The following is a 12,192-nucleotide window of genomic DNA, read 5'->3' as shown; positions in this document are numbered from 1 at the left end:
TTATGTATCGGAGAGTCTGGCATGTCACACCCCGCGCTAACGCAGCTGCGTGCGCTACGCTATTTCGACCAAATACCCGCGCTTGACCCGGAGCAGCTTGACTGGCTGCTGCTGGAAGATTCCATGACAAAACGTTTTGAGCAACAGGGTAAAACGGTCACGGTGACGATGATCCAGGAAGGATTTGTCTCGCCTGAGGAGATTGCCAGCGAGTTGCCGCTCCTGCCGCAAGAAGAACGCTACTGGCTGCGTGAAATTTTACTGTGTGCGGATGGCGAGCCGTGGCTTGCCGGGCGAACGGTGGTTCCCGAGTCTACACTTTCCGGGCCGGAGCTGGCACTACAACGCCTCGGCAAAACGCCGCTTGGGCGTTATCTGTTCACCTCGTCTGAACTGACCCGTGATTTTATTGAAATTGGTTGCGATGCCGATTTATGGGGGCGCCGTTCCCGCCTTCGTTTGAGTGGTAAGCCGTTAATACTGACGGAACTCTTTTTGCCTGCATCGCCGTTGTACTAAGAGGGAGAGAAAATGGAGTGGAGTCTGACGCAGAATAAGCTGCTGGCCTATCACCGCTTAATGCGTACCGATAAACCGATTGGCGCGCTGCTGCTGCTGTGGCCGACCTTATGGGCGCTATGGGTTGCCACGCCGGGCATACCGCCGCTGTGGATCCTGGCGGTGTTTGTGGCGGGCGTCTGGCTGATGCGCGCTGCGGGCTGCGTGGTAAACGACTATGCTGACCGAAAATTTGATGGGCATGTTAAGCGCACCGCGAACCGTCCTCTGCCGAGCGGTCAGGTGACCGGGAAAGAGGCGCGCATCCTGTTTGTCGTGCTGGTGCTTCTCTCTTTCATGCTGGTGTTAACGCTTAACACCATGACTATTCTGCTGTCCGTTGCGGCTCTGGCGTTGGCCTGGGTCTACCCGTTTATGAAGCGATACACCCATCTGCCGCAGGTGGTATTGGGTGCGGCATTTGGCTGGTCGATCCCCATGGCATTTGCTGCGGTCAGCGAGTCTGTTCCGCTCAGCTGCTGGCTGATGTTCCTGGCAAATATTCTGTGGGCCGTTGCGTACGACACCCAGTACGCGATGGTCGATCGCGATGACGATCTCAAGATCGGCGTTAAATCGACGGCGATCCTGTTTGGCCGTCACGACAAACTGATCATCGGCATATTGCAGGTGGCGGTGCTGGCGCTGATGGTGGCGATTGGTCGCCTGAACGGGCTGAACTGGGAGTTTTACTGGTCCGTGCTGGTGGCGGGGCTGCTGTTTGCGTATCAGCAGAAGCTGATCGTGAAGCGCGAGCGTGAAGCCTGCTTTAAAGCGTTTCTGAATAACAACTACGTCGGGCTGGTGCTGTTTATGGGGCTGGCGATGAGTTACTGGTCATAAAAAAGCCGGGTGGCGGCTTCGCCTTACCCGGCCTACGATTTAGCAGAACATGTAGGCCGGGTAAGCGTTAGCGCCACCCGGCTTTAACATCATTCGCCCTGCGTCGAACTCTCAATCGTCAGACGCACATCCGAGGTAATCAGCTCTGCCAGCATCTGGTAAACCTTTATCGTCTCTTCCGGCTCGGCATCGCCCGTATCGCTAATATACCCTTCGTCGCGCAGCGTCAGCACCAGGGAGCTGAATACCGCTTTGTCGAAGAATTCCGGAGCGTTAATGCCGTGCAGAACGGAGAGGCGCTGAGCCAGCGTCCGGCTCTCTTTTTCCAGCGTACCGCGGTTGATTGACGGATTTGCACTCAACAACCAGAAGGTGATGGCGTAGCGCTGCAACGTCTCACGCGCGCCGGATGCCAGTAGCTGCAAAGTACGAGAACGTGACGGATTGATATGCAGTTCATCATCACTGATGGTAATCAGCCCCTGACGATGCATTTCTGCGGTCATTTTATCGAGCTCTGCCGCCAGCTCATCTTCACTCCAGCGCAGGAACAGCTCCGCTTTCAGCATCGGATAGATGGTCTGAATATGGCGCAGCAGCTCCTGACGCGAGATACGGCGGTGCTGGGTAATGATGGCGGCCATCAGCGACGGCAACATCAGCATATGCGTGATGTTGTTACGGTAGTAGGTCATCAGCACGGCCTGCTCGCGCGGCAGAATGATGATGTCACCGATGGTATCTTTCTCCACTTCGAACTTGTTCATCTGCAACGCGTGATCGATAAGCTCACTGGCGGTAGCAGACGGCACGGTCGAATCCACGGAGTACGGCACGTTACGCATGATGTCGAGGTAGCAATCAATCTGCTCGGTCAGCTGCTCGCGGGTCAGTGAACGCTGGCGAGAAGCCAGAAGCGCGGTACAGCACAGGTTCATGGCATTCGCCGCACCGGCATTGTTGATGCGTACCATCAGTTCGGATGCGATGCCGTTGACCGTCGGCGTCAGCCAGGCCGGACGCACCGCTTCGATAGGATCGATAGATTCGCGCCACTCCGGAACATGATGGTTCAGATACGTCATCAGCGGCAGGGGCTCGCCAAAGTTCACGTAGCCCTGACCGAGGTTGCGCAATTTGCTCAGCCCACGCAGCATCTGCGGCAGACTCTCTTTCTCTTTGGTCGCACCGCGCAGCTCTTTCGCATAGGTACCCACTTCCATCACGTGTTCATAGCCGATGTAGATAGGCACCAGCGTGATAGGACGCGTACCGCCGCGCAGCATCGCCTGAATGGTCATCGACAGCGTGCCAGTCTTCGGATCGAGCAGGCGGCCCGTACGGGAGCGCCCGCCCTCCACGAAGTACTCAACTGAATAGCCGCGGCTAAACAGTTCGCCAAGGTATTCACGGAATACGGTGGAGTAGAGCTTGTTGCCCTTGAAGGTACGACGAATGAAGAACGCCCCCAGACGGCGGAAAATCGGGCCTGCTGGCCAGAAGTTCAGGTTGATACCGGCGGCAATGTGTGGCGGCACCAGCCCCTGGTGATAGAGCACGTAAGAGAGCAGCAGGTAGTCCATGTGGCTGCGGTGGCAGGGCACGTAGACAATCTCGTGGCCGTCGTGCGCGAGCTGACGCACGCGCTCGGCGTTGTGAACGTTAATCCCCTGGTAGAGGCGGTTCCACGTGAAGCCGAGGATACGGTCTGAGAGACGAATCATCTCGTAGGAGAAGTTCGCGGCGATCTCTTCCATCAGCGCGATCGCGTTCTGCTGCGCTTTCTCGTGTGAAATTTTCTTGCTGCGCGCTTCGTCTTCTACGGCACGGGCAATCGCTTTGGAAGCGAGCAGCTTGTTGAACAGATCCTGACGTGCCGGGAGACGTGGCCCAACGGCCGCCAGACGCTGACGTGCAAAGTGCATACGCGCAACGCGCGCCAGCTTTTGCGCAATGATCTTATCGGTGCCGTGTTCATCCGCCATGCGGCGCAGTGAAACGGAAGGTGAGAAGCGGACAAAGCTGTCGCGTCCCAGCCAGGAGACGGCGAAGAACTTCTGAATGCCGTTAAGCATACGCAGCGGCGGGTTCTCTTCCCCTTTTTCGCGCCCCGGACGACGACCAAACATCACCGACACCGGTACCATCTGTACGTCCAGATCGGGGTTGCTGCGGTGCAGATCGAGGTAATCATGGAACAGCTTAATGGACTCTTCTTTCGGCGTGTAATAGGTGAACACGCGCGGCCCGCCATGGATGAACACGTAGCGCGGCAGCAGCGTACCGTCCACTTCCAGGGGTTCAAGCGGGTCAGGTAAATCGTGCGCCAGACATTGAGCGCGAAGCGTAAGCAGGTCTGCCTTCGAGTTATAAGGCAAAACGTACATAATAGGGCGTGACGTATCGAGCCCTAATTCCAGCGCGGGTTCTGCTGGGATAGACTTACTTTTTACCAGTACGCTTAATGGTAAATTAAGTAATTTGTAGTAAATTCGTGGCCAGCCGGACATAAACGATGTAAAGCCTCTGGTTAATAATGCAATTGCGGCGCAAGGATAACAGAAAGCGCGCAAAATTTCTGTTGTTACCCGTCATACTTCAGGTTGCAGCAAAACGCGCTGAAGCTTTAGTTACTGACGCTATTTCTCATAAAAGGTTCTTTAGATGGCCAATAATACCACTGGGTTAACCCGAATCATTAAAGCTGCCGGTTATTCATGGAAAGGCTTTCGCGCCGCATGGGTTAATGAAGCCGCCTTCCGCCAGGAAGCGGTTGCCGCGATCGTTGCAGTTATCATCGCCTGCTTCCTTGATGTTGATGCTATCACCCGGGTGCTTCTCATCGGTTCTGTCCTTCTGGTGATGATAGTGGAAATTCTTAATAGCGCTATTGAGGCCGTTGTTGACCGGATAGGGTCGGAATTCCATGAACTGTCTGGCCGGGCGAAAGACATGGGTTCCGCTGCCGTGCTGCTGTCGATTATCACCGCGGCGATCACCTGGGTCACGCTGCTTTGGTCACATTTCCGATGAGCCTCGAGGAATAATTAAGTCCCTGGTTTTTTGTGCAGTTTTTGGTTCCAAAATCGCCTTTGACTGTATATACTCACAGCATAACTGTATATACACCCAGGGGGCGGTATGAAAGCGTTAACGACCAGGCAGCAAGAGGTGTTTGATCTCATTCGGGATCATATCGGCCAGACGGGTATGCCACCCACGCGTGCAGAAATTGCACAGCGTCTGGGCTTCCGTTCTCCTAATGCTGCCGAAGAGCACCTTAAAGCGCTGGCGCGTAAGGGCGTGATTGAGATTGTTTCCGGTGCCTCACGCGGTATTCGTCTGCTGGTGGAAGAAGAGACCGGTATTCCGCTGGTGGGCCGCGTCGCCGCAGGTGAACCCCTGCTGGCACAGCAGCATATTGAAGGGCACTATCAGGTTGACCCAGGCATGTTCAAGCCGAGCGCCGATTTCCTGCTGCGCGTTAGCGGAATGTCCATGAAAGATATCGGCATTCTGGATGGCGATCTGCTTGCGGTACACAAAACGCAGGACGTGCGTAACGGGCAAGTCGTGGTAGCGCGCATTGACGACGAAGTGACGGTTAAGCGCCTGAAAAAACAAGGTAATACCGTTCAGCTTCTGCCAGAAAACAACGAATTCTCCCCAATTGTGGTGGATCTCCGCGAGCAGAGCTTCTCCATTGAAGGCCTGGCGGTAGGCGTTATCCGCAACGGTGAATGGCTGTAATCTCTTCCTGACAGGCTGTAGCTCCTCTACAGCCTGGCCTATTTTCTGATTCCGGTAATTTCCATGGCATTGCTAACTTCTGCCGATAAGGCGTTGTGGCGTCTTGCGCTACCGATGATTTTTTCCAATATTACCGTTCCCCTGCTGGGGCTGGTGGACACGGCGGTAATCGGGCATCTGGACTCGCCGATCTATCTGGGCGGCGTCGCGATCGGCGCAACGGCGACCAGCTTCCTCTTTATGCTGCTGCTCTTTTTGCGCATGAGTACAACAGGCCTGACGGCCCAGGCGTATGGTGCAAAAGATCCCCTGCGTCTGGCGCGTGCGCTGGTTCAGCCGCTCATGCTGGCGTTCGGTGCCGGCGCGTTAATCGTCCTGTTGCGTACGCCGCTCATTGATCTGGCGCTCCATATTGTGGGCGGCAGTGATGCCGTGCTGGAGCAGGCCCGGCGCTTCCTCGAAATTCGCTGGCTCAGCGCGCCCGCTTCCCTGGCAAACCTGGTCCTCCTGGGCTGGTTACTGGGCGTGCAGTACGCCCGCGCGCCGGTGATCCTGCTGGTGGTGGGCAACCTGCTTAACATTGTGCTCGATCTCTGGCTGGTAATGGGACTGCACATGAACGTTCGCGGCGCGGCGCTGGCCACGGCGATTGCTGAGTACGGTACGCTGCTGATCGGTTTGTGGATGGTCTGGCGCGTGCTGACGATGCGCGGCATCACCCTCGATCTTCTGAAAACGGCCTGGCGCGGCAATATGCGTAAGCTGCTGGCGCTTAATCGCGACATCATGCTGCGCTCGCTCCTGCTGCAACTCTGCTTTGGTGCATTAACCGTTTTTGGTGCGCGGCTTGGGCCAGAAATCGTCGCGGTCAACGCAGTGCTCATGACCTTACTGACCTTTACCGCTTACGCGCTGGATGGTTTTGCTTACGCCGTGGAGGCGCATTCCGGGCAGGCATACGGCGCGCGTGAAAGCGGCCAGCTACGCGAGGTGTGGCGGGCTGCCTGCCGTCAGGCGGGTCTGGTGGCGCTGATCTTTGCCCTGGTTTACGCCTGTTTTGGTGGGCATATTGTCGCGCTACTTACCTCGCTGCCCGCGCTTCAGGCGCTTGCCGATCGCTACATCCTCTGGCAGGTGGTATTACCGGTGGTGGGCGTGTGGTGCTATCTGCTGGACGGCATGTTTATTGGTGCCACGCGAGGGGCGGAGATGCGCAACAGCATGGCCGTCGCGGCGGCGGGCTTCGGCCTTACGCTGCTGACCGTGCCGTATCTTGGCAATCATGGCCTGTGGCTGGCGCTGGCGGTTTTTCTCTCATTGCGTGGCCTTTCGCTGGCCGTTATCTGGCATCGTCACTGGCGAAACAATACCTGGTTTCCTGCCCGACCTGATATGTCGTAGCGGTTAAAGATTCCGAATATAAAAATAACTTCCGAATCCTAAACTACAATAATAATCACGTCCAGCAGAAAAGAACGAAGCGGACGATACTCATAGACGCTTAACACGAGGACACGATTATGAATAAAGACGAAATCGGCGGCAACTGGAAGCAATTCAAAGGTAAAGCGAAAGAACAGTGGGGTAAGCTGACGGATGACGATATGACCGTCATTGAAGGTAAGCGCGATCAGCTGGTAGGTAAAATCCAGGAGCGCTACGGTTACGAAAAAGATCAGGCGGAAAACGAAGTCAAAGACTGGGAAACCCGTAACGACTACCGCTGGTAACCGGCACTATCCCCAAGGGCGGCCATGAGCCGCCTTTTCTTTGGCCTTAACGCGGCTTTTTCTTCACCAGAATCGAGTGATCGTGCTGACAGGCATCCTGATGGCGGCATGACTCCACCTCTACGCAGGCAGAACATAAACCGTGTGCTTCGATTACGTTATGGCGCAGGGCAAAGCCCATTCTGGCCGCCAGCGTATGCATAATATCTTCCACCCCTTCCGCACACTCCTCCTTCACCACGCCACAGCGATCGCAGATAAACATGGCGGACGTGTGGGTCGGCTGGTCAAAAAGATGGCACAGCACATAGCTGTTTGTTGACTCCACCTTATGCACAAACCCTTGTTCCAGCAGAAAATCCAGCGCCCGATAGACGGTTGGCGGTTTTGCCTGCGGCTCGCTTTCACGTAACAGGTCGAGCAGATCGTAGGCGCTGATGGCACCCTGTTGCAGGCTCATCAGACGCAGGACCTCAAGGCGCTGTGGGGTCAGGCGCACATTGCGTTGCGCGCACAGCTTTTCAGCTTGCGCTAACAGCTCTTTTGTGGACTTGTCCATCGGGCACCTCGGATGTGATAAGGGTTCAAACCCTCACTTTATCATGTTCTGGTAAAAACACCGAGATCCGCCAGGCTGTGCTATACCTGACGCATCGCAAACCGGGAGATCGCGCAATGAAAAGACCTGACTGTATTCGGCACTGGCGGGACGTGGAAGGTGCCGATGACGCCACTTATCCTGACAGCAACGAACGTTTCTCAATTGGCGCGCCGCTGGCCCGCAAGCTGGGTCTCGGCCGCATTGGTATTCACCATGAACGGCTGCCGCCCGGACGCCGCACGTCTTATCCGCATGCGGAAAGTGATGAAGAAGAGTTTGTATACGTTCTGGAGGGTTATCCTGAGGCCTGGATCAATGGCTATCTGTGGAAGCTCGAACCTGGCGACAGCGTCGGGTTTCCTGCCGGCACGGGTGTGTGCCATACCTTTATCAACAATACCGAGGAAGAGGTGCGCTTACTGGTGGTGGGCGAGGCCAATAAAAAGCACAACCGCATCTACTATCCGCTTAATCCGGTTTATGCCGCAACGCGCGAAGACCGCTGGGTAGACCATCCGCCTCAGTTTTTTGGGCCGCACGATGGAAAACCTGGGCGAAAATAATTTCCTCTTCTATAAATATTGATGGTCGTCACACATTAGAACAGGCCGGGATGGAATTTAACTTAGGGAAATAGCGGGTCTTTTTGTACTTATTCACAGCAATAGTTCGTTCCTGTTTGGGTGATAACAGACAGGGTTAACTAATAACAAACTATTTACGAGCACACTGTGAAAAAACATTTTAAATTTTCGATGGTTAGCATCGCTGTCTCCTTTTTTATGGCAAATCAGGCGGGAGCAGCCAATACCTGGACGGAAGCGCGTAGCGACGCAATGGGTGGCACGGGCGTAGCGGCCGGAAGTTATGGCAGCGGCGCCTTAATCAACCCGGCGCTGCTGGCAAAGTCAAAACCTGAGGATGACGTGACGGTTATTTTGCCGTCCGTCGGCGTGCAGGTGACCGATGAGGACAATCTTCAGGACGAGATTGATACCATCAATGACAAAATCAATCGCTATCAGGACGTGGTGGATAGCCTGACGCCGATTGAAATCATCACCAACCCGTTAGGCTCAATCAACCAGTTCCAGGGCGCAGCGAAAGATCTCGCGGATGAGCTGGACTACCTGAAAGGCAAAACCGCGCACGCCACCGCAGGGGCGGGGATTGCCGTCAGCATTCCTAACGACGTGCTTTCCGTGGCCTTTATGGCGAAAGGCTATGCCCACGGGCGCGTGAGCACTTCTATCGACCAGCAGGACATTGATTATCTGCGTGGCATCCAGCGAAGCGACGCGGTGGCGGCTGGTGTGGCGCTGGACGCTGCGCTAAACGGAACCGATCAAATCACCAAAAACCTCAACTCGACGGCCTCTGGCCGGGCGGCGATTGTGTCCGACTACGGTATTGCGGTGGCCCGCCAGTTCGATCTTGGCGGCGTTCCGGTTTCCGTTGGCGTTACGCCAAAGCTGCAAAAAACCTGGCTCTATAACTACACCACCTCAATCTACGATTACGACAGTAATAAGTGGAACGACAGCCGCTACCGTACCGACGACACCGGCTTCAACGTCGATGCCGGTATTGCCGCTGATTTCGGTGAAAACTGGACGGTCGGCGTGAGCGGGCAAAACCTGATGTCCCGCGATATCGATACCAAAGATATCCGCATCCGCAACGGGCGCACGGGAGAGGTTGTGAGTTACAAAGATACCTACCAGATCCGTCCGCTGGTGACCGCCGGAGCGGCCTGGCATAACGATCTGGTGACCCTGACCGCAGACGGCGACCTGACCGAGACCAAAGGCTTCAAAAGCGAAGATACGTCCCAGTACGCTGGCATTGGTGCAGAAGTCACACCGCTGAGCTGGCTGGCGGTGCGCGCCGGTTATCGTGCGGACATGAAAGGTAACGACAGCAACGTCTTTACCGGCGGCCTCGGTTTTGCGCCGTTCAGCTCCGTTCATGTTGACCTGATGGGGCTTTATGGCGAAGACGAGACCTGGGGTGCAGGGGCACAGTTGAGTATGACGTTCTAAAGTACACCGGAGGCGCTGCGCCTCCGGCTTTTCTTTGTGCTATAGTAGCGCCCCTTTTCCACCAGATGCTTAAAAGTTCGCCATGTCGTCAGAATTCCAGACCGCTTTCCCTGCACACCGTTTCTCCATCGCGCCGATGCTCGACTGGACGGACAGACACTGCCGCTATTTCCTGCGTCAGCTCTCCCGCCATACGCTGCTCTACACCGAAATGGTCACTACCGGCGCAATTATTCACGGCAAGGGTGACTATCTGGCGTACAGCGAAGAAGAGCATCCGGTTGCGCTGCAACTCGGTGGCAGCGATCCGGCTGCGCTGGCGCAGTGTGCGAAGCTGGCTGAAGCGCGCGGCTATGACGAGATTAATCTCAACGTCGGCTGCCCGTCCGACCGTGTGCAAAACGGTATGTTCGGCGCGTGCCTGATGGGTAATGCAAACCTGGTGGCGGACTGCATCAAAGCGATGCGCGACGTCGTCTCTATTCCGGTCACGGTCAAAACCCGTATCGGCATCGACGACCAGGACAGCTACGAATTTCTGTGTGATTTCATCAACACGGTGTCCGGGAAGGGCGAGTGCGAGATGTTTATCATCCACGCCCGTAAAGCCTGGCTCTCTGGCCTTAGCCCGAAAGAGAACCGCGAGATCCCGCCGCTGGACTACCCGCGCGTGTATCAGCTGAAGCGCGACTTCCCGCACCTGACTATGTCGATCAACGGCGGCATTACCTCGCTGGACGAGGCCAAAGCGCATCTTGAACATATGGATGGCGTGATGGTCGGACGCGAGGCGTATCAGAATCCGGGCATTCTGGCGACGGTCGACCGGGAAATTTTCGGCATTGAAGGTGCCGATACCGATCCGGTGGCCGTGGTGCGCGCTATGTATCCGTACATTGAGCGCGAGCTGAGTAAGGGGACGTACCTGGGCCATATTACCCGCCATATGCTTGGCCTGTTCCAGGGCATTCCTGGCGCGCGCCAGTGGCGTCGTTACCTCAGCGAGAACGCGCATAAAGCCGGTGCGGACATTGAGGTTCTGGAACACGCGCTGCGTCTGGTTGCGGATAAACGTTAAATTTCGCTAAAAGATGGTCAATTACACCACGCCCTGCAAGAGATTGCGGGGCGTTTTGCTTTCAGAACAAAGACTTATTTTTGGCACGTTTCTTGTAATGATCGCAGCATCATTCGGGAACTCGTGGGAGAGCACCATGCTGGAACTACTTTTTGTGATTGGCTTTTTTATGATGCTGATGGTCACGGGCGTGTCGCTGCTCGGTATTCTGGCCGCGCTCGTTGTGGCCACGGTGGTAATGTTTGTCGGAGGCTTATTTGCCCTGACGATTAAGCTCCTGCCGTGGTTACTTCTGGCGATTGCGGTGGTATGGGTGATACGGGCGATTAAATCACCAAAACTGCCCACTTATCAGCGTAATAACCGCTTCCGTTACTAAGGTATTGAGGGGTTCGTCACATACCTGCAACTTTTCCGGCAGCAATCCTTAGAACAGAATAGGATTTACTTATCGAATCTGTCACTATGGCTGCCGCTAAAGAATTCATCGAGCTGTACCCTACATACAGCCGAACTAAAAAAAGAAAGGGCTTCCCACGGGAAGCCCAATTTCTTTTTATGGCTTAGGGAATTAACAGGCTTGATCCCTGCGTTGCCCGACTCTCCAGCACTTCATGCGCGCGTTGTGCATCGGTTAGCGCGAATTTCTGCGCGTCCGCCACGTCTACTTTGATGACGCCGCTGGCAATCAGCGAGAACAACTCATTGCTGGCTTCCTCAAGTTCTTCCCGGTTGGTGATATAACCTTGCAAGGAAGGGCGCGTGACGTACAGCGACCCTTTCTGATTCAGAATGCCGAGATTGACGCCGGTGACAGCGCCAGAGGCGTTACCGAAGCTCACCATCAGCCCGCGACGTTGCAGGCAGTCCAGCGAAGACTCCCACGTATCTTTCCCCACCGAGTCATACACGACGCGCACCTTTTTGCCGCCGGTGATCTCTTTTAGCCGCTCAACGATGCTCTCTTCCCGGTAGTTGATCACCTGCCAGGCGCCCGCGTCCAGCGCACGCTGTGCTTTTTGCGCGCTGCCCACGGTGCCGATCAGCTTCGCGCCCAGTGCTTTCGCCCACTGGCAGGCAATCAAGCCCACGCCACCAGCGGCAGCATGGAACAGAAACTGCTCATCGGGCTTAATTTCGTAGGTTTTGCGAAGCAGATAATAGACCGTCAGCCCTTTCAGGAATGAGGCGGCGGCCTGCTCGAAGCCGATCGCATTCGGCAGAAGCGCCGCTTTCTCGGCCGGAACGTTGTGGACGGAGCTGTAAGCGCCCAGCGCAGACTGCGCGTACACCACGCGATCGCCTTCTTTTATGTGCTTGACCCCGCTACCCACTTTGCTGACGATACCGGCCGCCTCGGTGCCCAGCCCGCTCGGCATCGACGGAGGCGGATAGAGGCCGCCGCGAATATAGGTATCGATGTAGTTAATGCCAATCGCTTTGTTTTCAACCTGGATTTCATTTTCACCAGGCGCGGCGGGGGTGAACTCCACCGCGTTGAGTACGTCAGGGCCACCATGCTTGTGAAATTCAATACGTGTTGCCATGCTTCCTCCAGAATGTGGTAATCTTTCGACCCACTCTTTATCT

General features: G+C 55.7%; 13 protein-coding genes. 10 read left to right on the top strand and 3 right to left on the bottom strand.

What is annotated here, in order from left to right; all coding sequences use genetic code 11:
• Nucleotides 1–21: 21 nt before the first annotated feature.
• Entirely contained in the window at nucleotides 22–519 is a 498-nt protein-coding gene (ubiC, locus tag IM267_RS04080) for a chorismate lyase (protein ID WP_063449867.1), read from the top strand.
• A gap of 12 nt (nucleotides 520–531) precedes the next feature.
• A complete protein-coding gene (ubiA, locus tag IM267_RS04075; RefSeq protein ID WP_064910185.1) occupies nucleotides 532–1,401 on the top strand; it encodes a 4-hydroxybenzoate octaprenyltransferase in 870 nt (289 codons plus the stop codon).
• Between the two features lie 89 nt (nucleotides 1,402–1,490).
• Here the strand turns inward: ubiA and plsB are convergent, their stop codons facing one another.
• Entirely contained in the window at nucleotides 1,491–3,911 is a 2,421-nt protein-coding gene (gene plsB / locus IM267_RS04070) for a glycerol-3-phosphate 1-O-acyltransferase PlsB (protein WP_063865506.1), read from the bottom strand.
• Between the two features lie 154 nt (nucleotides 3,912–4,065).
• Between plsB and IM267_RS04065 the strand changes: the two genes are divergently transcribed.
• The 4 genes from IM267_RS04065 (at nucleotide 4,066) to IM267_RS04050 (ending at nucleotide 6,881) form a co-directional block, all read left to right on the top strand.
• Nucleotides 4,066–4,434, top strand: a complete 369-nt coding sequence (locus tag IM267_RS04065; protein ID WP_063449864.1) for a diacylglycerol kinase — start codon at nucleotides 4,066–4,068, stop codon at nucleotides 4,432–4,434.
• A gap of 108 nt (nucleotides 4,435–4,542) precedes the next feature.
• Complete coding sequence (lexA, locus tag IM267_RS04060; protein ID WP_006810486.1) at nucleotides 4,543–5,151, top strand: transcriptional repressor LexA; 609 nt, start codon at nucleotides 4,543–4,545, stop codon at nucleotides 5,149–5,151.
• 63 nt (nucleotides 5,152–5,214) lie between these two features.
• Nucleotides 5,215–6,552, top strand: a complete 1,338-nt coding sequence (gene dinF, locus IM267_RS04055; RefSeq protein WP_193032836.1) for an MATE family efflux transporter DinF — start codon at nucleotides 5,215–5,217, stop codon at nucleotides 6,550–6,552.
• A 119-nt stretch (nucleotides 6,553–6,671) separates the two neighbouring features.
• Nucleotides 6,672–6,881, top strand: a complete 210-nt coding sequence (locus IM267_RS04050) for a CsbD family protein (RefSeq protein WP_003860314.1) — start codon at nucleotides 6,672–6,674, stop codon at nucleotides 6,879–6,881.
• A 46-nt stretch (nucleotides 6,882–6,927) separates the two neighbouring features.
• Here IM267_RS04050 and zur read toward each other — a convergent pair whose 3' ends face one another.
• Nucleotides 6,928–7,440, bottom strand: a complete 513-nt coding sequence (zur, locus tag IM267_RS04045) for a zinc uptake transcriptional repressor Zur (protein ID WP_006810484.1) — start codon at nucleotides 7,438–7,440, stop codon at nucleotides 6,928–6,930.
• Between the two features lie 116 nt (nucleotides 7,441–7,556).
• Between zur and IM267_RS04040 the strand changes: the two genes are divergently transcribed.
• The 4 genes from IM267_RS04040 (at nucleotide 7,557) to pspG (ending at nucleotide 10,981) form a co-directional block, all read left to right on the top strand.
• The gene (locus IM267_RS04040; protein ID WP_063449861.1) at nucleotides 7,557–8,045 is read left to right on the top strand and encodes a cupin domain-containing protein; all 489 of its coding nucleotides are present in this window, start codon (nucleotides 7,557–7,559) and stop codon (nucleotides 8,043–8,045) included.
• A 192-nt stretch (nucleotides 8,046–8,237) separates the two neighbouring features.
• Nucleotides 8,238–9,524 (top strand): conjugal transfer protein TraF, encoded by a 1,287-nt coding sequence (gene traF / locus IM267_RS04035; protein ID WP_226842367.1) that lies wholly within the window; start codon nucleotides 8,238–8,240, stop codon nucleotides 9,522–9,524.
• Between the two features lie 82 nt (nucleotides 9,525–9,606).
• Nucleotides 9,607–10,602, top strand: a complete 996-nt coding sequence (dusA, locus tag IM267_RS04030; RefSeq protein WP_063449859.1) for a tRNA dihydrouridine(20/20a) synthase DusA — start codon at nucleotides 9,607–9,609, stop codon at nucleotides 10,600–10,602.
• A gap of 136 nt (nucleotides 10,603–10,738) precedes the next feature.
• The gene (gene pspG / locus IM267_RS04025; RefSeq protein WP_193032835.1) at nucleotides 10,739–10,981 is read left to right on the top strand and encodes an envelope stress response protein PspG; all 243 of its coding nucleotides are present in this window, start codon (nucleotides 10,739–10,741) and stop codon (nucleotides 10,979–10,981) included.
• A 184-nt stretch (nucleotides 10,982–11,165) separates the two neighbouring features.
• Here the strand turns inward: pspG and IM267_RS04020 are convergent, their stop codons facing one another.
• Nucleotides 11,166–12,149, bottom strand: coding sequence for a quinone oxidoreductase (locus tag IM267_RS04020; protein ID WP_063865502.1), 984 nt, complete (start codon nucleotides 12,147–12,149; stop codon nucleotides 11,166–11,168).
• Nucleotides 12,150–12,192: the final 43 nt, after the last annotated feature.

Source organism: Enterobacter cloacae complex sp. P15RS (assembly GCF_014895905.1).
In the GTDB taxonomy this organism is placed as follows: domain Bacteria; phylum Pseudomonadota; class Gammaproteobacteria; order Enterobacterales; family Enterobacteriaceae; genus Enterobacter; species Enterobacter quasihormaechei.
This window is presented reverse-complemented; position numbering and strand designations above follow the sequence as displayed.